The sequence below is a fragment of the Embleya scabrispora DSM 41855 genome (genome assembly GCF_000372745.1).
Taxonomy (GTDB): domain Bacteria; phylum Actinomycetota; class Actinomycetes; order Streptomycetales; family Streptomycetaceae; genus Embleya; species Embleya scabrispora.
The window spans coordinates 13,849-35,553 of the sequence record NZ_KB889724.1; the positions used below are offsets into that span (position 1 = coordinate 13,849).

The 21,705-nt window shown below is 69.9% G+C and carries 17 protein-coding genes, 2 tRNA genes and 3 pseudogenes; 12 read left to right on the forward strand and 10 right to left on the reverse strand.

The window, feature by feature from the left end; translation table 11 throughout:
• Position 1: 1 nt before the first annotated feature.
• Positions 2-904: a universal stress protein gene (locus A3IC_RS0146165; protein ID WP_020556852.1), complete on the forward strand. Its 903-nt coding sequence runs from the start codon at positions 2-4 to the stop codon at positions 902-904.
• A gap of 394 nt (positions 905-1,298) precedes the next feature.
• Positions 1,299-2,216, forward strand: a complete 918-nt coding sequence (locus tag A3IC_RS60445; RefSeq protein ID WP_020556853.1) for a universal stress protein — start codon at positions 1,299-1,301, stop codon at positions 2,214-2,216.
• Positions 2,217-2,295: 79 nt separating this feature from the next.
• Here the strand turns inward: A3IC_RS60445 and A3IC_RS0146175 are convergent, their stop codons facing one another.
• Entirely contained in the window at positions 2,296-2,568 is a 273-nt protein-coding gene (locus A3IC_RS0146175; protein ID WP_245599857.1) for a hypothetical protein, read from the reverse strand.
• 403 nt (positions 2,569-2,971) lie between these two features.
• A complete protein-coding gene (locus A3IC_RS60450; RefSeq protein WP_052174106.1) occupies positions 2,972-3,832 on the reverse strand; it encodes an SDR family NAD(P)-dependent oxidoreductase in 861 nt (286 codons plus the stop codon).
• Between the two features lie 276 nt (positions 3,833-4,108).
• Between A3IC_RS60450 and A3IC_RS0146190 the strand changes: the two genes are divergently transcribed.
• The 3 genes from A3IC_RS0146190 (at position 4,109) to A3IC_RS0146200 (ending at position 6,801) form a co-directional block, all read left to right on the forward strand.
• A tRNA-Arg gene (locus A3IC_RS0146190) sits at positions 4,109-4,181 on the forward strand.
• Positions 4,182-4,363: 182 nt separating this feature from the next.
• Positions 4,364-4,436 (forward strand) — tRNA-Glu (locus tag A3IC_RS0146195).
• A gap of 1 nt (position 4,437) precedes the next feature.
• The gene (locus A3IC_RS0146200; RefSeq protein ID WP_020556856.1) at positions 4,438-6,801 is read left to right on the forward strand and encodes a hypothetical protein; all 2,364 of its coding nucleotides are present in this window, start codon (positions 4,438-4,440) and stop codon (positions 6,799-6,801) included.
• 372 nt (positions 6,802-7,173) lie between these two features.
• Here A3IC_RS0146200 and A3IC_RS60455 read toward each other — a convergent pair whose 3' ends face one another.
• Positions 7,174-7,557, reverse strand: a complete 384-nt coding sequence (locus A3IC_RS60455) for a hypothetical protein (protein ID WP_020556857.1) — start codon at positions 7,555-7,557, stop codon at positions 7,174-7,176.
• Between A3IC_RS60455 and A3IC_RS60460 the strand changes: the two are divergent.
• The 3 genes and pseudogenes from A3IC_RS60460 to A3IC_RS60470 all read left to right on the forward strand — a co-directional run.
• Positions 7,540-8,310: pseudogene (locus tag A3IC_RS60460) on the forward strand (IS110 family transposase); the annotation flags it as partial. The gene A3IC_RS60455 and the pseudogene A3IC_RS60460 overlap by 18 nt on opposite strands.
• A gap of 1,150 nt (positions 8,311-9,460) precedes the next feature.
• Complete coding sequence (locus A3IC_RS60465) at positions 9,461-9,994, forward strand: RICIN domain-containing protein (RefSeq protein ID WP_020556860.1); 534 nt, start codon at positions 9,461-9,463, stop codon at positions 9,992-9,994.
• 91 nt (positions 9,995-10,085) lie between these two features.
• A complete protein-coding gene (locus A3IC_RS60470) occupies positions 10,086-11,471 on the forward strand; it encodes an RICIN domain-containing protein (protein ID WP_020556861.1) in 1,386 nt (461 codons plus the stop codon).
• A 283-nt stretch (positions 11,472-11,754) separates the two neighbouring features.
• Here A3IC_RS60470 and A3IC_RS0146230 read toward each other — a convergent pair whose 3' ends face one another.
• From A3IC_RS0146230 to A3IC_RS60480, 4 genes are all read right to left on the reverse strand, one after another.
• Entirely contained in the window at positions 11,755-12,921 is a 1,167-nt protein-coding gene (locus A3IC_RS0146230; RefSeq protein WP_158696367.1) for a hypothetical protein, read from the reverse strand.
• Positions 12,921-13,256: a hypothetical protein gene (locus A3IC_RS0146235; RefSeq protein ID WP_158696368.1), complete on the reverse strand. Its 336-nt coding sequence runs from the start codon at positions 13,254-13,256 to the stop codon at positions 12,921-12,923. Before A3IC_RS0146235 ends, A3IC_RS0146230 begins: the two co-directional genes overlap by 1 nt.
• Before the next feature lie 241 nt (positions 13,257-13,497).
• Positions 13,498-13,875 carry a hypothetical protein gene (locus A3IC_RS60475; protein ID WP_020556864.1) on the reverse strand — a complete coding sequence of 126 codons (378 nt, stop codon included), beginning with the start codon at positions 13,873-13,875 and terminating at the stop codon, positions 13,498-13,500.
• Positions 13,876-14,076: 201 nt separating this feature from the next.
• Positions 14,077-15,189 carry a helicase associated domain-containing protein gene (locus A3IC_RS60480; RefSeq protein ID WP_079027128.1) on the reverse strand — a complete coding sequence of 371 codons (1,113 nt, stop codon included), beginning with the start codon at positions 15,187-15,189 and terminating at the stop codon, positions 14,077-14,079.
• A 298-nt stretch (positions 15,190-15,487) separates the two neighbouring features.
• On the opposite strand from A3IC_RS60480, the gene A3IC_RS0146255 reads away from it, so the two are divergent.
• Together A3IC_RS0146255 and A3IC_RS0146260 are read left to right on the forward strand one after the other, a co-directional pair.
• The gene (locus A3IC_RS0146255; RefSeq protein ID WP_020556867.1) at positions 15,488-15,895 is read left to right on the forward strand and encodes a hypothetical protein; all 408 of its coding nucleotides are present in this window, start codon (positions 15,488-15,490) and stop codon (positions 15,893-15,895) included.
• Positions 15,896-15,976: 81 nt separating this feature from the next.
• Complete coding sequence (locus A3IC_RS0146260; protein WP_026219530.1) at positions 15,977-16,444, forward strand: hypothetical protein; 468 nt, start codon at positions 15,977-15,979, stop codon at positions 16,442-16,444.
• 11 nt (positions 16,445-16,455) lie between these two features.
• Here the strand turns inward: A3IC_RS0146260 and A3IC_RS63565 are convergent, their stop codons facing one another.
• The gene (locus A3IC_RS63565; RefSeq protein WP_020556869.1) at positions 16,456-17,244 is read right to left on the reverse strand and encodes a hypothetical protein; all 789 of its coding nucleotides are present in this window, start codon (positions 17,242-17,244) and stop codon (positions 16,456-16,458) included.
• A 632-nt stretch (positions 17,245-17,876) separates the two neighbouring features.
• The gene (locus A3IC_RS69440; protein ID WP_020556871.1) at positions 17,877-18,068 is read right to left on the reverse strand and encodes a hypothetical protein; all 192 of its coding nucleotides are present in this window, start codon (positions 18,066-18,068) and stop codon (positions 17,877-17,879) included.
• Between the two features lie 17 nt (positions 18,069-18,085).
• Between A3IC_RS69440 and A3IC_RS66275 the strand changes: the two are divergent.
• Positions 18,086-19,252, forward strand: a pseudogene (locus A3IC_RS66275) (ISL3 family transposase); the annotation flags it as partial.
• A 62-nt stretch (positions 19,253-19,314) separates the two neighbouring features.
• Here A3IC_RS66275 and A3IC_RS0146285 read toward each other — a convergent pair.
• Positions 19,315-19,491: pseudogene (locus A3IC_RS0146285) on the reverse strand (IS256 family transposase); the annotation flags it as partial.
• A 286-nt stretch (positions 19,492-19,777) separates the two neighbouring features.
• Here A3IC_RS0146285 and A3IC_RS0146290 point away from each other — a divergent pair.
• Positions 19,778-21,705: MMPL family transporter (locus tag A3IC_RS0146290; RefSeq protein WP_020556872.1), on the forward strand; the 1,928-nt coding region annotated here is incomplete at its 3' end.

Consider the following 21,705-nt stretch of genomic DNA (forward strand, 5'->3'; position numbering starts at 1 on the left):
CATGCACGAGGGAACGCCGCCGATCGTGGTGGGAGTGGAGCCCACCGACGCCGGAAGACTCGCCGTGGTGTGGGCAGCCGACGAGGCCGCCCGCCGCCGACTGCCGCTGCGCCTGGTCCACACCCTGGACTGGCCGACCGGCGCCGGCCGCAAGCTCGGGACGAACGCGAACCGGCAGACCTGGAGCGAGCGCTTCCGCAACGCGGGGACGCGCACGTTGGACGAGGCCCGCGCGCTCGTGGCCGCGCGCCACCCCGCGCTGGTCACGGATACGGCCCTGCTCGACGGTGCGCCCATCTCGGTGTTGCCCGGACAGGCGCGGGGCGCGGCGATGATCGTGGTGGGCTCGCGCCGACTGTCGGCGGCGACCGAACTGCTGGCCACCGGCAGCATCGCGACCGCGGTCACCGCGCACGCCGGGTGTCCGGTCGTGGTCGTGCGCGAACCCGAGCACACCAGCGCCGACCCGCGCACGATCGTGGTCGGCGTGGACGGGTCGCGACGCTCGGAACCGGCGGTCGCGTACGCCTTCGACGAAGCCTCCCGCCGCGGCGCCACGATCGTGGCCGTGCACGTACGCCAACCGTCCACCGGTCTGATGGCTGGGCTGCACACGGGCGAGGAACGGCGCGAGGGCCGGATCCGGCTCGCGGAGACGCTCGCCGGGTGGAGCGAGAAGTACCCGGACGTGCCCGTGCAACGCGAAGTCGTCGTCGGCCACCCGGTCAAGGTTCTGGCCGGGGCGGGCGAACACGCGCTGGAGGTGGTCGTGGGCACCCGAGGACACGGCGGATTCATGGGCATGTTGTTGGGCTCGGTCAGCCAGGGCCTGATCCACCACGCGCGCTGCCCCCTGGTGATCGTCCCGGCCTCGGGTGACGAGAACGCGCCCACCCGCGACTGAGCACCCGTCAAAACCCTCCGCCTCCGGGTGAGTCGAGGCACGGGCGGAGGTCGTCGCGAGCGACACCCCGACCACCCCGCGACCGGGAACGCGGTCGACCCGGTGATCGACTTCACCGTGGCCGGTTGGACGCCCTGCGAGCATCTCGCGCAGGCGCTTCGATCGCCCGTCACCGCCCTGGTCCACGTGGGCGTCCGCTGCCTTTTCGCCCGTCTCGCGCACCGAGCCGGCGCGCGCCGAGCCGACGCGCGCCGCGCGAGCCCGACAGCGCCGAGCCGCGCGCCCGGGAACGGGACCCGCGGCCTCGGGGAACACACGAGCCGCACCAAAACAGGTCGCCACCAAAACAGGCGCGCCACCCGGACCGCCGGCCACACTCTCGAAGGAACTCGCCGTGCATCAGGCATCGACCACCACCGGTTCCGCATCCGGCCCTCGCCCCGCCCGTGGGCACGTCGTCGTCGGCTTCGACGGTTCACCCGGAGCCGAACACGCCGTCGACCTCGCCGCCGACGAAGCCACTCGCCGCAATACCACCCTCGAAATCCTGCACGCCCTGACATGGGTGGAATTCGCCGGGGCGGACGACCGCTTCGGGCAACAGTTGCGCGAGAACGCCCGCGCGATCGTCGACCGAGGCGCCGAACGCGCCCGCCGACGTCGACCCGACCTGTCGGTATCGACCACCGTCGAACTCGCCCACGCCGTGGACGCGTTGGAGGCCGCGAGCGAACGCGCGGCGCTCCTGGTCGTCGGCAATCGCGGCCTCGACGGCTTCACCGGCCTGCTGATGGGCTCGGTCAGCCTGCCCGTCTCGGCCGCGACCCACTGCCCGCTCCTGCTGGTCCACGCCGACCACGACACCACCGCCGACACCGCGACCGGACCGATCGTGGTCGGCGTGTCCGACGAGGACTGCGCCCGCGCCCTGGAGGCCGCCTTCGCCCAGGCCCGATCCCGGACCCTCCCGCTGCGCGCCATCCACACCTGGCGCTATCCCGCGATAATGGCCGGCGGCCCCGGATATGCCCCGGCCGTGTGGGTCACGGACGACCCGCACGACCCCGAACGTGCCGTCCTGGACCGAGCCTTGGCACCCCTGCGGAAGCAGTACCCCGACGTGAGCGTCACCGAGGACGTCCTCGTCGACTCGCCCGCCCGCGCCCTGGTCGCCGCGAGTACCGACGCCGCCCTGGTCGTGCTGGCCGCCCACCGCAACACCGGCCGCTTCGGCCCCAACCTCGGCCGCGTCACACACACCGTGCTGCACCACGCGAAGGCCCCGGTCCTGCTCGTCCCCGTCGTCAACTGAGACCTGCCCTTCGCCGTCACCGAGGACGGAACCGCGGGCGGAACGCCGCCGGGTCTGATCGGCCCCGGGGACTTCCTTCTCACCCGCCGCGGCCGGGGTTGGGTGTGTCCGGGAGTCCAAGTGTGCTCGCGTAACGGTGCCGGTACGCGGCGTTCTGCGAGGTCTCGCGGATCACCCGGTCCGGGCCCGGCGGCGCGGGCCGGAACTGTAGGAGGTAGCTGTCCACCTGTGGCTCCTTGGCCACTCCGATGGAGAGTTCCCGGCCCTTGTCCATGCCCCGGGCGCAGTACCGTACCCGGTAGTCGGTCCGGAGGAGATCCAGGTCCCACGCCGCCTCGCCCGCCCACTGCACCGAACTCGTGCCGCGGCCCCGCACAACCCCCCGCTCTGGCCTGGGAATGCCTCGAAGAAGTCCGGGTTCGCGCCGTTCGGCTCGCTCTCGACGTAGATCCGATTGTATTGAACGTGAACCTCGCCTGTGACCGGCCTGCCCGGGACGTCGGTGACATGGAGAAGAGGCCCCCCTGTCGGGAAGCGCTGGAACTCGGCGCGACGGGGCGTCGCGCCGTCACAGTCTTCGACGGGTTGATCGGCGGGCTGCGCGAGATGAACACTGTGCTGCCGGCGCTGGTGGTCGAACGCGCAGAGGGTACATATCGGGAAGACCATGGTCGAGATCGACATCGAACTCGCACCGAGCCGACCCCGGGGGGCGGCGCCTGCGGAGGGGGTGGTGTCCGCGGGCGCGCGCCGAGTCAGGGACTCACCGGTCGGCCGGCATCGATCCGAACGCGCCGATCAGCTCGTCGAACTCCGCCTGCAACAAAGGCGTGTGGGCGTCGGCGCCCGGCAGCACCCAGAACCTGTTTTCGCGGATCGCCGCAGCGACCTGCTCGCCGGCCTCCCGGGCGCTCATCGCCCCCCGCCTGTGACCTGCGCATCGCGTCGATCACGTCCCGGGCGGACGAAGTCGGCCCGTCGTCCCCGGGAGTCTCGTCGCCGGCGTCCGCGGCGGGGCGGGCGTTGACCCGGTCGAGCATCTCGGACCGGACCTTGCCCGGACACAGCAGCGACACCCCGACCGCGGTTCCGGCGAGTTCCGCGCGAAGTCCCTTGGCCAGGCCGACGATCGCGTGTTTCGTGGCGCCGTAGGGTCCGGTCATCGCACCACCGATCAGGCCGCCCATCGACGCGGTGTTCACGATGTGCCCGCCTTCCGGTTGCGCGAGCATCAGCGGAACGAACGTCCGCACGCCGTGCACAACGCCCCACAGGTTGACGTCCACTACCCATTGCCAGTCGACGAGTTCGGTCTCCCACTGCCTGTTCAACGTCCACACCCCGGCGTTGTTGCAGACGACGTCGACCCGTCCGAACCTCGCCCGCGCGGCGTCCGCGAGGGCCTCGACGGCCGCCGCGTCCCGCACGTCGGTGGGCACCGCCAACACCTCCGCGCCCTCCGCCCCCAGCAGCGCGGCGGCTTCCTCGACCCGCGCCGCGTCCCGGTCGGCAAGGACCACCCGCATCCCCTCGCCCGCCGGCGCCTGCGCGATGCCGTAGCCGATCCCGCCGGCCGCCCCGGTGACCACACCGACCCGTCCCACACGTTCCCGCATTCCGCTCTTCCCGTCCGGGCGACCCGCGTCGACCGCCCTCGCCCGCGCGTGCGCGCCGGGAACCCGAGACCTCGACGTGCGGGGCCTGCGATGATCGAGGCTCGGGTGTCCGACCCGATCCGACCGGCGGATCACCCTCTCTTCCAGTCTTCCGGCCTCGTCAAATCCGGCACCCTGTGAAAGCCTCCGGAGCATCTCGTGCGGATAACTCCGTTGCCCTGCCCGCGCCTGGGTTCTAATGTCGTCCTCGGTCGACGGCACTTCGCCGGCGCACCGCAACGTGTAGCTCAGTCAGAAGAGCACCGGGCTCCGGACCCGGAGGGCGCGGGGGCAGAGCCCGCCACGTTGGCGAACGCGGAAACGATGTGGCTCGAGTGAGCGCAACACCGGGCTCGGCACCCGGAAAGTGCGCGGGCGGGACCGTCACGTCGGCGACATCGGAACGCGGCGGCACGGGCTCGGCCGGGAAGGCTCCGGATCCGGAACCCACCCGAGATCGGGCGGTGCCCACCGTGTCGATCACGCCGACCACGACGTGTAGCTCAGTCAGCAGAGCACCGGGCTTTCGACCCGGAGGGCGCGGGGGCAGGGCCCGCTACGTCGACATGAACGAGATTCACGTGCGTCCCGTCGCCAACCCCGGCTATGCGGATTGGCAGCTGGCGAAGGCATTCCACACCGCCGCCTCCCACGAGAGCCAGGCAACCCGGCGTCGCGCCGAGGAGCGCGTACGCCGCTGGACGCAGGTCGCCCGCGGTATGGCCGACGGCTCGTTGGCCGTCGGCTCGCGCACACCCGTGCGCGGGCTTCCCGCGTGGGTCACCCCGGAGGTCGTCCGCGGCGGGTTCGCCACCGGCGACGCCGCGGCCGGCGGGCCGTGGACCGCGCACGAGGCCGAGACCGCCGCCCGCGCCGGGCTGCGTGCCGGCGATCGGCTCGCGGTGTTCCGGTACTTCCTCACCGACGCGGGCCTGGCCGAGCTCCACACGATGCTCGACACCGGCCGGTATCACGTCGCGGTGCCCGAGGAGGCCGCGCTGCTCACCATCGCGTGGCTGCTGCGTGCCGGGGACCGCTTCGCGGCGCTCACGCTGCTCGACGAGATCGCGCCGTACGCGGATCGCCTCCGCTTCCTGCCGCGCGCCGGCGACACGCCGGTGCCCGACGGTTCCGCCGTGCACCGCGAGTCTGTGGGCTCGTTGCGGGCCACGCTCGGCGCGCGGCGGCCCAAGCCGGCGGTCGAGGCGATGAACGAGGCGCTGACCGTGTGGAACCCGTTCGCCGACCAGTTGCTCGCGCACTGGCTGGAGACCGTCGAGAACGGCCGGCTCGGCGCGGTCCGACCGGCGGGCTGGACCGAACGCGGCCGTGAACTCCTCCAGCGCCACCGGCATTTGGCGGCGCGGCACACGCTGTGCGGCAAGCATCGCAACCCCAAGGAGAACTCCGCGATCCTGCTCGCCGCGCTGGCCGAGGCGCTCGGTGACCCTTGGGCTACCGGTGCTGTTCGCAGCGCCGGCCCCCGTGTCGTGGAGGGCCGCGCCGGCGGACCCCGTTCCGGTGCCCGCGCGAACGTCGGCACGCACCCGGCGGCCCGTCCCGGCCTGCTGCGGCACGCCGTCGACGCGATGGTCGCCAAGCGCGGCGCGCCCGGTTCGCCGCCGCACGCCCAACTGCGGGCCCGTCAGGCGCAGGACGCGTCGACCGCGACGCTCCACGAGCTGGCGCGCGTCCTCATCGCCCGGCTGGCGAACCTGCGCGACGACGTGGGCCTGCCCGACACGGCGTGGCTGCTCGTACCGGTGACCGACGAGGAAGCCGAGCAGACCGGCGTACGCGCGGGCAGCCCGATTCCGGACAGCCTGCGTCACCCGGTCGAGCGGGCGCTCAGCGCGCCCGTGGCGACGCTCGTCGAGCGCGGCATCGTGCCGTCGGCCGAGGTACTGGCCGAGCTGGTGCCGCAACTGGTCGCCGCCACGACCGCGTTGGCGTACCACGACCCGGCGCTGCGCACGCTGATGACCGCCGGGTACGGGGCGTTCGCCGAGCGTCGGTCGCTGCTGCTGCTCAACCTGGAGCACCAGGTGCGGCTGGAGGAATTGCCGTGGGTGCGGGCGGTGTCCGCGTACCGGCGGGTGTCGACCGACACCGCGGGAAACGCGCGGGAGGCGCTGGCCGAGCTGGGCACGCTGACGGTGCGCGCCTTCCCGGGCACGATCGTGCCGAACCCGCTGCTCCAGGAACTCGGTTCGCTCGCGCGGCGGGCCGGGGTCGGGGCGGTGTTCACCGAGGAACTGGCGGCGGACATCTTCATGGGCACCTTCTCCGCGAAGTTCCTGCGTGCCGCGCAGGGCGCTGCGGAACTGCTCGAAGGGTCGCTGTACGCGCGGTATTACGGCATCGACTACGCCGCGATCCGGGAGATCGGCGACGTCAAGCACGAGCGTGGACTCGCGGCGAGCACCTCGGATGCCTTCGCCGCGCTGTGCCGGGAGCGGGCCGCCGTCGATCCGCGGGGCCACGGGTGGGTCGCGGCGAACGGGAAGGTCATCGAGCAGGCGCAGATCCTCACCACACACAACCTCGCCACGCTCGTATACCCCATCGGGGTGCAGCCGGCTGGGGGCTGGGCGGAACCGGCGCGGGGCGCGTACCGCACGGTGTGCCGACTGGTACAGCAGATCGCCGGGAACCCGCGGTCGCTGGGCACCGTCAAGGACGCCGCGTACGCGTGGCGGCAGGCGCTGTTCTTCCTGTCCCTGTGCGGTGTGGAGGACCAGTTCGCGGTGATCGCGTGGATGGCGGAGGAGACGGCGCGGCGGCCGGAGCACACGGTGCGGCGCCTGGCGCCGGTTCTGGCGGGGCTGCGGCACGTGTTCACGGGTGGCAGCCTGGACGATCCGGCGATACCGAACGTCCGGCGGTTCCTCGGCTGGGCCACGGACGGACACTGGATCCGCGACGCGTGACGGGCGGGCGCCGCGAGCGACTGTCTCGCGGCCGCGGCGCCCGCCGTGCGGGGCGGTGCGGTCAGGCGGGGGCGCGGCGAACGCGTGCCGAACTCCAGCCAGTGCACAGGCAGGCCGCCCCAGGTCGCCAGATTCCGATGAAGGGTCATGGCCGATTCCCCCTGTCCGTGCACCGCAGCGAACCACGCCCATTAATCGACCGCCCCGACAGGGGCCCGGCGGCGTGATACGGCGTCGGGTTCGGGTCCGATGTCGAACACCAAGGGGTGCAGACGGGATCGATGACCCGGCGGACGAATCCCGTCGCCGGCGCGCGGAGCGGGTCCGCACGGGGTGGTCCGTGTTCTCGCCGGTGCGTTTACCGGCCTGCGGTTACCGGCTTGCGGCGGCTGCGTTTCGGATCCAGCTGCGGAATTCGATCGCCAGGTGTTCGCAGTGTCCCTCGATCATCGAGTCCGGGGCGGCGGACGGGTAGATGACGCGTACCACTACATCGGCGCCGGTTTCGGTGTTTCGGGCCTGGTGGAGACAGAACACGAAGGGGGTGCCGTCGTCCAGGCTGAGCAATGCGTTCATCAGTGTCACCGGGTAGGACGCGTCGAGGTACGCGCCGACCGGCTGGGGCAGTTCACGGGGTATCGAGACCTTGAATCGAGTGAGGTGACCGCCGATCGTCTCCACCATGCCGCCCGTGTAGTTCGGCGGTTCGACGTAGTGCTCGGGGTGGGCGTTGAGGAGCCCGGCCTGACCGTGCACCGCGCCTCGGACGCTTACCGGGGCGAGGGCAAGACGGACGCCAAGGACGCCTTCGTCATCGCCGACCAGGCCAGGATGCGCCGTGACCTGGGCCTGCTGCGGCCCGGCGACGAAGTCGCTGTCGACCTGCGTACTCTGACCGCCCGCCGCACGGACCTCGTGTGTGACCGCACTCGCCGGATCAACCGGCTTCGGGCCCAACTGCTGGAAATATTCCCGGCGTTGGAGCGGGTCCTGGACCTGACGAACAAGGGACCCGTCATGCTGCTGACGGGTTACCAGCCCCCGGCGGCGATCCGCCGTAGCGGCGCCAAGCGTGTCGAGACGTGGCTGCGCAACCGCAGGGTTCGCGGTTGCGCAGCCCTGGCCCGGGCGGCCGTGGAGGCCGCCGATGCCCAGCACGCCGCCCTGCCCGGCGAGAAGCCGGCCGCCGCCATGGTGATCCGCCTCGCGAAGGGGGTGATGGTCCTCGACGAGGAGATCGCGGAAATCGACGCCCTCATCGAGGGCCGGTTTCGCGAGCACCCGCACGCCGAGGTGATCCTCAGCCTGCCCGGCATGGGCAAGCAGATGGGCGCCATCTTCATCGCTGCCACCGGCGGCGACACGAGTGCCTTCGGCAGCGCCGACCGGCTGGCCGGATACGCCGGCCTCGCACCGGCACCGCGCGATTCCGGACGCGTCAGCGGCAACCTGCGCCGACCACGCCGCTTCCACCGCGGCCTGCTCAACGCGATGTACCTCTCCGCGTTGACCTTCGCGTCCTCCTCCCACTGCGTGGCGATCACTCGCAGCAGCAGGTCCCGCAGGGCGTTCTCGTGGGCCGCGAGCCGATCACCCTCGATCAGGTAGCGGATCAGGTCGTGGCCGGCGAGCATGTCGGCGTACGCCCACTTCAGCTCCGTGGGCGCGCCGTCCACGCGCGCGTCGACGTCCGCGCGCCACCACACCTTCATCGGGACACCGAATGCGTTGCTCAGGCGCTCCAACGCCTTGTCGAGGACGTCCATGCTGCCCGTCTCGGGCACCGCGGTGCCCGAGACGGACGTGATCAGGTAATAGGCGCGAGCGCCCTCGGCGACCAGCCGCCGAATGTTGTCCGCCTCCGCCTTGACGGTCGCCTCAAGCCACGCGGCCGGGTTTTTCTCCGCGCGTGCGGACCACTTGACCTGGTAGATGACCTTCCGGCCCCCGCCGGGATCGACAGCGTCCCGCCCCCGTCGGAATGCCCCACCGGGTAGCACCGCACGTTCGGGAAGGACCGCGCGAGCAACGCGTTGCACAACTGCTGGAAAGGCTTCTCGCCCAACCGCTCGTACAGGTACCGCCACGACTGACCGCCGCCGCCACTCACCACCCGCCCCCACCCTCGGACACCCACCGCGCTGTGCTCCAAGATAGGCGCGGCACCCGACAGCGGTAGCCAGATCACGGCCGGTGGTTGTGCCTGGACTGTCGGGGCGAACAGGCTCGCGCGCACGGTGACTTTGGTCCCGGGGCGGTTCACACCCGCGGGCTACGTGACGATCCCGCGGGACGAGGACATGCGCCGGTTGATTGCCCGAACCTCGCATGTGGCGACATGGCCGGGGCGGCCGCCGGGTGAGCCGACGCCGAAGCTCGTAGCGGATCCGTCGACAGATGGAGACCCTCGCCCACCGCTACACCTGCGGCGACCGCGAACATGAACACGAACACTCTCATATATTGAAGGGGCAAATCCCTTATTTCACATCTAAACGGTTGGATACGACAGTGGAGACGAACAGGGAATTTCTGGAATCATCGGTGCCCTGGCGTGATATCGGAGGTGGGCGACTTCAGGACAATACGCCGACGGAAAGCATGCCGGGGTCGAACATCGGAAAGGAGTCGATCACCGGAAACCATTGGAGGAACGCACATGGAATCTCGTGTCGGGATGAGAGCCAAGGTCATGGCGATTGCCGCGTGCCTGGTGGGGGCAGCGCTGACGCCGACGGTCGCGGCGGCCGAGACCCGTCCGGCGAAGCTGCTCGACGGTCCGTACACGCTGGTGAATGTGAATTCGGGCAAGTGTCTGGAGATCCGTGGTGATTCGACCGAGAATGGTGCCGCCGCGAACCAGTGGGAGTGCAACGGTTCGAACACCCAGAAGTGGTACTTCACGCTCGATTCAGCCTCGCCGACGACAATAGTCAACGCGAATTCGGGCAAATGTCTGGAGATCCGTGGTGATTCCATGGACAACGGTGCCGCCGCCAATCAGTGGGAGTGCAACGGTTCGGGCACCCAGTACTGGTGGCCCGACCTGTTCGACAGCCAATCCTGGACTCTGACGAATGCGAACTCGTTCAAGTGCCTGGAAATTCGCGGTGATTCGACGGATAACGGCGCGGCCGCGAACCAGTGGGAGTGCAACAACTCGAACACCCAGAAGTGGGTGAGGTGGCTCTGAGCCCGGCTGCGGGAGGTCCCCATGCGCTCGGCCGCGTGGGTTCCGTCCCGCTTCGGAATGATCGTGATCGCCGAAACGAAAGGCGCCATCCGTGCGGCGAAGCCGAATTTCGGTCCCGACCCTCGTACTCGCGACGCTCCTGACGCTCTTCTCGCCCAACGCGACGGCCAACGCCGATCCGACCGCATCGGCCGATGCGTCCGTGGAGGCGGCGCAGCCGTCGTCGTCGGAACTGCGATTCTTCACCTACAACATCTGCGGTGAGGGCGTACCCGCCTGTGGCGGGCCGCCCAAGGACAACGCCCGGCGGATCAACACGGTGGTGTCCCAGGCTCGGGACTGGGGAGCGGACGAGGTCTTCCTCCAAGAGGTCTGCCGCTCGCAGTACGAGGCGATCCTGAACGGCCTCAAACCAAGCGGATTTCGGGGCATGTTCACCACCACTGTGTCCGGCAATGGCTTGTGCGGAGGCGACTACGGGATCGCGGTCCTGGTGAAGGGCCCCATCGTCGAGACTGCGGAACTCGATCTCACTTCCGGCGGCGGGAACCTCCCGATGGAGAGGGAGCCGATCAAGTCCCCGTGCGTCAAGACCTACACGAAGGGCCGGGTCAATTGGGCCTGTTCCGTGCACCTGTACTGGCTGGAGTACCAACTCGGGGTCCTCGAAGCCGCGAAACTGACGGCTCGCACGGATGCCTGGCGGGCCGAGGGCACGCCGGTGATCCTGGGCGGCGACTTCAACCGTCTCCCGGTCTCCGTCGTCATGGACTCCTTTTACGGCGCCCCGAATCCGGATGGAAAGGGCACGTTCGACGAAGTGGATGAGACCGACGCGGCCTATTTCACTCCGAATTGCCCACCTGCCCCACAGGCCCGCTGCCGTTCGGGCCAGCCGACCCACCTGTCCTTCACGGACCCGACCGATCAAAAGATCGACTACCTGTACTTGAGTCGGGGAGACTTCACCGCCCTGCAAGGCGAGGTGTTGCCCCGCGACCCCGTGATCTCCGATCATCGCCTCTACCGCGGCACCGCGAACTTCGTCGCCCCGGCAACGGGTCCCTACACCCTGACCGACGCCAACTCCGGCAAATGCCTGGAGATTCGAGACGACTCGACCGCTAACGGCGCGACCGCGAACCAATGGACGTGCAACGGCTCCGCTACCCAGTCCTGGTACCTCGCTCTCTCCCCGGGCGTGCCGACACGACTGGTGAACGCCAACTCCGGCAAGTGTCTGGAGATTGGGGACGACTCGACCGCTAACGGCGCGACCGCGAATCAATGGATGTGCAACGGCTCCGCCACCCAGAACTGGCGAGCGAACCCGTCGGTCGGTGACTCCTGGACGCTGACCAACGTCAACTCCGGCAAATGCCTGGAGATCCGGGGTGACTCGATCGAGGACGGCGCGGCCGCGAACCAGTGGACGTGCAACGGCTCCGCCACGCAGAACTGGGTGAGACACATGTGATCGTGTCGACTCGGTGCGGCGGAGTCGCCGACACCGGGACCGGCGCACCGCGCCGGGGCACGCTACCGCGGCACGGGTGATCCGAGTTTGCGGGGGCGTGGTCCGGCGCGAATGTGAGTGGTTGTTCGTGGTTGTAAGTTTCTCAAATCGCGTGTCATTTTCTCAGTCGCGATGTCATCAGGTTGACCGATCTGGATCTCCTCCGCCTTCGGACTGTCCATCAGCAGCAGGCCAGGATGCGTCGACACCTGGTGCGCGGCACCGACGCGCAGCAACGCCACGATCACCGCGATCCGCAGCCGCAATCGCTCCCCGGGGCCTTGGTGAACGTCTCGTCCACACCGCTGATGCGCACCTTCAGCTGCGCGGAGCGGTTGATCTCGACGCGCTCCAACGATTCGATGCCGAAACGCTGCCCCAGCTCGAGGATGTGCTGGTTGACGTCGCCGAACAGCACAGCGGACGCCGCCTCGTGGTCCGCTTCCATCACGGTTGCCGCAGCTGCGAGTACCTTCCGGTGCCGCGCCTCCTCGACGTTCTCCACCATCGGCGGAAGTTCAGGAAACACGCTCAGCGCACCCTCCAGCCTCAGCACACTTTCCCGTGCCTGGAAACGCGCCGGGACCTGCGTTGCGGCATCCGCACGCCGCAGATCTTCCTCGGCGGTCTCCAGCCGGCCGTTCAGCCGCTCGAGTTCGGCCTCGACGACACGGAGAGCATCTCGTGCCACCCGCTCAGCCTCAGTGCTCGCCTCCACACGCGCCCGAGCCTCGTCGAGGACCTCCTCAGGTGTCTCGTCATCCGCTTCCACAGGACGCGCGCATACCGCGCACGCGTGCGCCTCACGCTCCAGCGTCCGGCGGTCATCCGCGATCGCCTGATCGCACCGCGGGCACGCCTGCGGATCGAGACCATGGAAAAACCGACGCGCGATCGCGCTCTCGCTCACATCGTTCAGGCGCTTCTCATCCCGCTGACGTTGTCCGCGCGCCCGGCGGAACACCGAAGCGCACTCCTCGCAGCGCCCCTGGGCGTCGGCCACGGCACCCGCAAGGCGCCGAGTCTCCGCCGCGAGGTCCGTCAAGGATGATGCCGCCCCCTCCGACGGCGAGGACAAGGACTCCAGGACGGCGCGGGCCTGATCCAGATCGGCCTGGATTCGAGCACGCTGCGCAGCCCTGGCCGATCGAGCCTGCTCGTCCGCCGACGCACGTTCCGTACGCCGCGCCGTCAGCAGCTTGGCCTCGGACTTGACGCGAGTGAGCGCGCTCGCCCCCGGCAGGTCCAGGTACACCTGCAGCAACCGGCCCGACAGCCCGCCCATCACGACATCACCGACCAGCGCGTCCGACCGCGCCGGAGGCAGATAAACGGCCCCGAAGTACGCCCGCCAGCCGTGCGTCGCCAGTGACGTCTCCCGCGATGTGCTGATGAGAGGCTGGAGATCCATCACGTCATCATCAACGATCGAACCTGGTCCGCGTAGCTCTCCGCAGACGAAGCACGCAACAGCGCAACCACATCCCGACCCGGATCCGCCTTACGTACGTCGGCCAGCACCTCCAGCGTCGGCGCCGCCAGGACGACAGCGGACGTGAGCTGTCCGTCCACGAGGCTCAGCCGGAACCCGACCACCCGGTCAGCGATCACCGTGTCCAAGTCCACCTGCCGCAGCCACCGACGCACCGTGTTCCGCAGCTTCTTGGGCTCACCACGCAGACACCAGGTGACGAGTTCCAACACACTGGACTTACCGCGCAGATTCGCGGCCACCAGACCCGTCACCCCGTCACGGAACGCCAGCGTGGAGTCAACCGGCCCCGGCGCCACCGCGCCCGTCCGCTCCCCGACGAGACGCAACCGTCGCACACGCAACGGGCGCGGACGCGCCGGCGGAACCCCCGTAGGCGTCGAACACCTCCCGCACATCCGCCACCGACACGCCCGAACGCGCCGCAATGCGCTCGTCGAGCCCCGCTTGATCAGTCACTTGATCAGTCATCAGACCCCCTGGTGAACCGCGCCGCTACCCGCCTGAACCACGCAGCACCGCGAGCCGCTCCTGCGCCCGCGCGCTCACCGACCCGATCCGCTCGCCCCACGCGGTCTCGGCGTACTCGCGCTGCAGATACCGGCGCTCCTTCAACCCGCTCCCGCCCAAGCCGTCAGCGAGCGCGAGGACCAACTGCACCCGGTTGACGTAGTAGCAGAACACCGGCTCCTCAGACTCGATCTCCCGCGCGACCTTCCGCCCGTTCTCCAACAAGAAATGAAGCATCGGGTACCGGCGGACCTCCGGCTCCTCCGAATCCAGGATCGCCCCGGCGTGGTCCAGCAGCGACGCCTCACCGCTGGACTCGTAGTCGTTCAGTAGCTCATCGGCAAGATAGTCCGGATTCCGCACCAGAAGTCCAGCTTCTGAAGCCGCACTTGGCCCCGAACCACCCGACGGCCTCCACCAATCCCGGATCGGCAGCCTCGGCGCTGTTCAAAACCCCGCAGGCGCCATCCAGAAGCAGCAAGATGCGCAATGCATCCTGCTCCCTGCTTGTAACAGGACCTTCCAAGTCCTCCATCCGACCACCCCCGAACCGCTTTGGGCAGCCTAATTGCTCAAGACCCACACGCACCGGCTGTCCCGTAAGTCCGACGTGACCAGCCGAGTGAGGTGTTCGGCTCCGCGCTCGGCTTGGCCGCCCTGCGCGGATTCCACGGGGTGTCGTGGCGGCAACCGGGTGGTGGCGAATACGGCCGTGTCGGCCCGTGCCCCGGACCCCACATCTCCTACGCAGGCGCCGGCCGTCCCCCTATGCAAACCGCACCGACGGACGACGTGGACGACTCGATCCGCCGGCCATGTCGCCCGCCGTTGTCGGGCGTTGGCGAGTGCGACACCAAGCTTCACCTCACACACGACACCGCCCGCCTCGACGGTCTCGACATGCTTGCGCGGCACGGTCAGATGTCCTTCCCACTCGCGGAACGCGACCGCGGCGGCCAGTGTGAGCGTCCACCGGTCCACCGGCGCCGGCCACTGCTCCGGCACGTCGACCACGTGCACGCCCACCTCCGCCAGCGCCTCTCGCTGCGCCGGCGTCAGGCTCGCCCCGCTGCGCCGTTGTCGGGCCAGCCATGCTCCGACGTCCTCGCCGCCGACGGTGTGTCCGGGGACCAGCTCGTCGAGACTCCCGCCGCCCTCGGTGTGCAGTCGTACCGTCGCGAGTACGCGTTGCCATTCCAGGGGCCACCGCAGGGCGGGGTCCTCGCGTCCGGTGGGGTTCCAATCGGGGTCGATCTCGGCCAGGCGTTCCCACCGCTGCGCCCAGCGGTCGGGGTTCTTGCGGGACTCCAACGGGCGGCGGCAGTTCGCGAGGAATTGTCCGACGGGGTGGTTGTCGACGGCGGCGGTCTTGGGGCCGGCGAGGTGTCCGTGGACGGCGTGGTACGCGCGGCACATGGCGAGTCCGTCCTCGAATGCGGCGTCGTCGGGGCTCGACACCATCCCCAGGGCCTCGAGCAGTTCGATCCGCCGCGCACTGATCGTCCCCGCCGACCACGCCCTGCGCTGTTCGCTGATCCACGCACCCACGGGATGGCTGGTGCCGGTCTCGGCGTCGTAGTCGATCGCCTCCAGCGGCACGCGGAGGTCGCCGTGGGTGGTGTGCCAGCGTCGGGCGGCGAGGTAGCCGCGGCGCCAGTCCCGGCGTTCGGGGTCGATGACCCTGAGTTTGACGAAGTCGGCGAGGAGGGCGGGATCGCGCTCAGTTCACGAACCGCACGAGGAACCGCTCCTTGTCGCCTCCGGATTCCCCGCCCGCGCCCTCGCCTTCGGAGTCCTCCTCGGCCGCGCAGTCCGGCCGCGAGGAGTGGGCCGTGGACGACCGTGTCGTGGGGGAGGTCGAGGCCGAACACGGCGCCGGCACGTGAGTTTCGCTCACCAGGCCACCCGGTCCTTCGCACCGTTCAACCCCGACCCTACGGTTCGCAACCCGTTCACCACAGGCGATGATTCACCGATGTTGAACGTCACCGGCTCGGACGGCGCGGAAAGCGCGGCTCTCTTGCTGACCACGATGCACCGGCTGCACGAGCAACTGAACGACTTCACCTCTCGGCTCTACGCCGCCTACGACTTCGGGGACGAGTCCGGGCTGGTGCCCGCCGTCTCGATCGAAATGCACCCCGCGGGACCTGAACTGCGGCACCACCACCGCTTCGGCTTCTTCACGGAGGGCGACTCGGATGTCAGTGAGCTGCGGTTCTCCGCAGGTGCGACCACCACCTCGGCCGGGAGCATCGTTGAGCGCGGTCAGGAGCCCCCGCCCTCCCCGGCCGGCGAAGCACGTTGTGTGCGGCGGTCAGTCCTCGGGTCCTCGCATCGGCGGGGGCGAAGGAGGCGCTCGAACGTGGGTGTTGCTGCGTGAGGTGTTGTCTGTACAGCGTCAAACGTGTGATCGATAGCGTTGCGTCGCGATGTTGCCGTGGTCTGACGAGGTGAGGAAGCTGTGAGCGATGAAGTCCTGTCGATCATTCCGAGTGATCCGCGGTGGCATCCGGACCGTGATGGGGTCGATCGCGTCATGGCGCTGGTCGAGGACCTGACACTCGGGGTTGCCGACGGTGTGGGCGTGGAGATCGACGTGATCCGGCACGAGGTGGTCACTGCCGTCGACAGCGGGGGGAACCTGGAGAGGATCGGTTGCCCCTTGTGCCGGGCGGCCATCGACACCGAGTGGTGGGGCGACCTCCTTGAGGCTCACCGCGACGACGGGTTCACCACGCTCGCGGTCGAGGTCCCGTGTTGTGGGGGTTCGACCACTCTGGACGTGCTCGACTACGACTGGCCGTGTGGTTTTGCCCGATTCGAGATCGCAATCTGGAACCCTGAACGCCTCTGGTTCAGTGAGGCCGAGTTGACGGCACTCGGGGAGCGACTGGGCCATCCGGTGAAGCAGATCCGGGCCCACATCTGAACGTCCGCTGTTCAGCCGGTTCCTTGATGATGTTGCCGCTGGGTACCCGGGAGCCTCGGCTCGCCGTCGGATGAGGCGCGTTTCTCGAACGCGGGGGCGATTGCGAACGGACTGGCGCAGGGCGGGCATTCCGCCGTTCCGAAGACGTACGGCAGGCCGCGGGCGAGCGAGACCTGCCCGTCGCGGGTGGCGATCTTGAGCAGGCGTGCGCCCAGCGTGGGCATCTCCTCGGGCGTGGCCGGCCGCAGGGGGCGGCGGTCGATGTCTCCCCGATGCCGGTCCCGGATCGCGGAGTGGTCTCCGTAATGGCCCACTGCGATGGTGACGTCGGCGCCGCAGCGGGGGCAGTGGACGGCGAGGAACGCGTCGGTGAGGTCGTCGAGCGCCCGGGCCCAGGCGAGGTGCCCTTCGAGCGCGAGCATGCCGCACAGCAGCGAGATGTAGTGCGCCCGGTGCGCGTGGTCAGCGAGGTGCGCGTCCGCGAGGGGCGCCATCCCCGCGATCCGGAAGGCGTGCGCCTCGAGGAACGCGTCGTATTCGCGGTACCGGAGTCGCTTCGCGACGATGTCGCCGGCCAGGGACACCGCCGCGTCGCGGTCGGGCGGACTCCCGCCGACGGCGACCTCCCACAACAGCGGCAACGCTGCGAAGCTCGCGGAGCACACCCTCCCGTCCCGGCACAGCCTGCCGTGCAGGTCACGCCAGGTCCGTTTCCGGTTCTGCGGGGTGAGATTCGCGAACAGGACCGGTATGTCGTCCGCCGGGCCTTCGAAGTGATGGAGCAGTGACCAGTCCGTCATGGGACCGCATTCAACCAGCCGCCCCGGACGCCGCCGCGACCCGACGCCGGGCGTCTCGACGGCCGCATTCGAGGATCCGAGCGACCACACACGGGGCGCCACCCCGGGCCGTGCGCGGGCGCGAGCGCCGGGGCCGCAGGGACCCCCACGCGCGAAGTCCCCGCGCGCAAGAAGGGGACTTCGCGGTGGGTGTGGCCGTGGTCGCCGGACGCAAGGCGGCAGCGGGGCGTGGGGTCAGGCGTCCTGCCGTTCGACGTCCGCGGGTTCCACGACGATCCGATCGTCGATGCTCGGCGTGACGAGCCCACGAGGGCCCCACGCATGTGCGTCTTCGGTCGCGAGCGCGTCGTGTGGCGGGGTCCGCGGCGGCGTTGGGAGCCGGAGCCGATCGAGGTGGTGACTGCGCCGGCCCGACACCGAGCCGACGCCGGGTGCACCGACCCTGTCCGCGGTGCCCCCGCCCCCGCTGCCGGGCCGATCGCAGGGGCGGGGCTGTTCGATGGCTCAGGTGATCGGGGGCGGGGCCCGGACGGTCGCGTGCCGGGGACACGGTTCCCATCGAGGCGGTCGTTGCTCCGTCCCGGCGGCAGGGTTCAGTCGGAGTTACAGGATGCCGGGGCCGAATTCCGTCGTCACCGGGACGAGTGCTCGGTCGCCTCGTTCAGGCGTGTCTCGTCGACGGCGATCGGGCTCAGGTCGTGGCCGAGCGTGCGCGAGGACCCGCTGCTCGCCGGAATCCGGATCATGGCGACGGCCGCGCGCAGTGCGGGCAGGTGCTCGGGAATGGACGCCATCGCCACCGGCGCGCTGTGCAGCCGGGTCACGAACAGGTCGATCAGCGTTATGCGGTCGGGCGTCCGCCCGGCTCACCCGGCCGCCGGCGGTGCCCGTCTCGTACGCCACCGCCCTGCGGCTGCTGCGGCGCCGTGCCGGCAGTGCGGATTCCCCGGGTGGCCGGGGTCGACGACTTCGCCCTGCGGCGCCGGCACCGCTACGCCACGATCATCATCGACGCCGAGACCGGCGAGCGAATCGAGGTACCGGCCGACCGCGAGGCCGCCACCCCGGAAGCCCGGCTGCGCGAGCATCCCGGCATCGAGGCCGTGTGCCGGGACGGATCGCCCACCCACGCCGAAGCGATCCGACGGGCCCTGCCCGACGCGATCCGGATCAGCGACCGCCGGCACCTCCGGCACAACCTGTGCGACAAAGTCCCGGCCGAAGTCCGCGCCCACACCCTCCGCCGGGCCACCGTCAATCCTCCCCGCCCCGGTGGCACCCGCGAGCAGACCACCCGCGAACGCCGGCACCAAGTCCACCAACTCCTCGGCCGGGGCGTCGGCCTGCTCGACTGCTCCCGCCGCCCGGACCCGGCCCTGAACACCGCCAAACGCCACGCCCGCATCCCCGAACCGACGGCCCTGCGCATCGCCCCGCAATACCGGCCCACCCTCGTCGACCCCCACCGCGACCACCTGCGCCGACGGCGCGCGGAGGACCCGGCGGTGCCCGTCACTCATCTGCTGCGGGAGATCAGGGAGTCGGGATACACCGGCAGCGCGAATCTCCTGGTCCGTCACCTCAACCAGGGCCGCGCCGAAGGCGACCGCCCGGTGACCACCCCACGCCGCGCCACCCGGCTCCTGCTCACCCACCCCGACAACCTGCGCACCAAGGAAACCGCCCTCCCGGCAGCCCTCGCTGCCGCCCGTCCCGAAATGGCCCAACTCTCCGCACGGGTAGGCGAGTTCGCCGAGCTGCCGACTCCGGCTGAGGGTAACGATGCCCGGCTCACCGAGTGATCACCCAAGTCCGCGCCGCCCTGCCCCACCTGCAGAGCTTCTGCAACGGCCTCGAACTCGACCGCCGGGCCGTCGTAGCCGGGCTCACGCTGCCCTACCACAACGGCCACACCGAAGGCGTCAACACCCGCACCAAGAGAATCATGCGCCAAATGCACGGCCGAGCCGGATTCGACCTCCTCCGCCACCGCATCCTCCTCCAGTGACAACGGAACGTCACCACCGACTACGGAACAGAGCCCGTCTATCTGTGTAAGCCCTGGGGTGGTCACTGAACGCTGATGCGGTCTTCGAAGAAGAGCGCGAAGGCGTTGAGGGCGTTCTTCCAGTGTGGCGCGACCAGGTTCACATCGCGTGTGCGTGGTTCGATCTGTTCGCGGACCGCCAGGTAGAGGACCTTGAGTGCGGCCTGTTCCGTGGGGAAATGCCCGCGGTTGCGGGTGGCCGCCGGATCCGGCTGCCGCTGGACCTGGTGTCGGACCGCGAACATCGAGGCCGGCCCGACGGCTTTCCTCACGGCTGGAGACCGAGGTCGTGTGTCGTGACCGCGTGCCGCGCTCCGCCCGGGGAACCACGGCCGGGACGCCCGAGGCCGGGGCGTCCCTACTGCAATTTCAGTAGACGGTCGTGTGATTTCAGTAGGTCGCAGTGTCTGTAGCAGCATGACGACGGAACGGGTCTTCCCGGGCGAGCCTTGAGCGGTCATCGCTTGTGGATTTGGAGACCCTGACGTGGCGAATTTTCTGTATCGGCTCGGTCGCGGCGCCTTTCGGCGGCGCGGCCGGGTTCTGCTGGTGTGGCTGGGGATGCTGGTGGTGGTCGCGGCTGGCGCGGCGCTGGCGTCGGGGCCCTCCGACGAGGAGTTCTCGATGCCGGGGATCGAGTCGCAGAAGGCGTTCGATCTCATGGAGGAGCGTTTTCCCGGAACGGCTGCGGACGGCGCCACCGCCCGCGTCGTCTTCGTCGCCCCGAACGGGCAACAGGTGAATGTGGGCGACCTGCGCAAGGCCGTCGAGGACGCGGTGGGCTCGATGGGCTTCGGCCCGCAGGTGGCCGGTGTCGCGGACCCGTTCGAGTCGAAGGCCGTCAGCAAGGACGGTTCGACGGCGTATGCGACCGTCACCTACAAGGTGGAGTCCGCCGAGGTCACCGACGCCAGTCGTGCCGCGGTGAACAAGGCGGCGGAACGGGCGCGGGCGGCGGGCCTGACGGTGGAGACCGGCGGGTCGGCGATGGACAGCGGCGGCGGCCCCGGCGGGACGGCGGAGCTCATCGGCCTCTCGGCGGCGGCGGTCGTACTGCTGTTCACGTTCGGGTCGCTGGCAGCCGCGGGTCTGCCGCTGCTGACAGCGATCGTGGGTGTCGCTGTGAGCTTGTTCTCGATCGTTCTGCTGGCGGGCCCGTTGGGCCTGTCCGCGGACACGCTCACCCTCGGGATGATGCTGGGCCTGGCGGTGGGCATCGACTACGCCCTGTTCGTGGTGTCCCGTTACCGGGAGGAGCGCGGGCGCGGCCGGGCCGCGCAGGAGGCGGCCGGGGTGGCGGTGGGCACCGCCGGATCGGCGGTCGTGTTCGCCGGGGTCACCGTGGTGATCGCGCTCGCGGGCCTGTCGGTGGTCGGGATCCCGACCCTCACGAAGATGGGCATGGCCGCCGCAGGAGCGGTCACGATCGCCGTGCTGGTCGCGTTGACGGTCGTCCCCGCGCTGCTCGGATACTGGCCCGACGCGGTCCTGGCTCGCAAGGCCCGCAAGGCCCGCACGCTGGACCGGGACCGGGTCCTGCTCCCGAACGGCGGTGCGCCGAGCGCGGGCGGGCGGGGCAACCTGGGCACGCGCTGGGCTCGTTTCGTGCTGCGTCGTCCCATGGCGGTGCTGATTCTCGGCGTGGTGGCCCTGATCGCACTGGCCGTACCGGTGGTGTCGTTGCGGTTGGGTATGCCGGGTGACGAGGCCAAGTCCACCGCCACCACCGAGCGGCGGGCCTACAACGCGCTCGCCGAGGGCTTCGGCCCCGGCTTCAACGGCCCGCTGACCATCGTCGTGGACGCGAGGGGAGCGGCCGACCCGAAGGCTGCGGTGCGCACCGTCCATGACCGGATCGGTGACACGGACGGCATCGTGTCGATCTCGCAGGCCCGCTTCAACCAGGCGGGCGACACTGCGGTCTTCCGGGCCACCCCGTCGACCAGCCCCACGGACGAGAAGACCAAGGACCTGGTGGAGACGATCCGNCGCGACCGNNCGGCNGTGGANAAGCAGGCGTCGGCGACGTTCGAGGTGACCGGCACGACCGCGCTGAACATNGACATCGCGGCGAAGGTGCAGTCCGCGCTGGTGCCGTATCTGGCGGTGGTGGGCGGCTTGGCGGTGGTGCTGCTGCTGGTGGTCTTCCGGTCCGTGCTGGTGCCGGTCAAGGCGGCCCTGGGCTTCGTGCTCTCGGTGCTGGCGGCGCTGGGCGTGTTGGTGCTGGTCTTCCAGGAGGGATACGCNGCGGACCTGTTCGGGGTGGAGCAGACCGGGCCGATCATGAGCCTGATGCCGATCTTCATGATGGGCATCGTCTTCGGGCTGGCCATGGACTACGAGGTCTTCCTGGTCTCCCGGATGCGGGAGGCGTACACCCACGGGGAGACTGCCGATCAGGCGGTCGTGTCCGG

Coding starts and splice junctions, on each gene's coding strand:
- A3IC_RS0146200 (WP_020556856.1), top strand. CDS start 4,438: ATGAACGAGATTCACGTGCGTCCCGTCGCCAACCCCGGCTATGCGGAT.
- A3IC_RS63565 (WP_020556869.1), bottom strand. CDS start 17,244: ATGACGGACTGGTCACTGCTCCATCACTTCGAAGGCCCGGCGGACGAC.
- A3IC_RS60450 (WP_052174106.1), bottom strand. CDS start 3,832: ATGCGGGAACGTGTGGGACGGGTCGGTGTGGTCACCGGGGCGGCCGGC.
- A3IC_RS0146165 (WP_020556852.1), top strand. CDS start 2: ATGCACGAGGGAACGCCGCCGATCGTGGTGGGAGTGGAGCCCACCGAC.
- A3IC_RS60465 (WP_020556860.1), top strand. CDS start 9,461: ATGGAATCTCGTGTCGGGATGAGAGCCAAGGTCATGGCGATTGCCGCG.
- A3IC_RS0146230 (WP_158696367.1), bottom strand. CDS start 12,921: ATGGATCTCCAGCCTCTCATCAGCACATCGCGGGAGACGTCACTGGCG.
- A3IC_RS0146255 (WP_020556867.1), top strand. CDS start 15,488: ATGTTGAACGTCACCGGCTCGGACGGCGCGGAAAGCGCGGCTCTCTTG.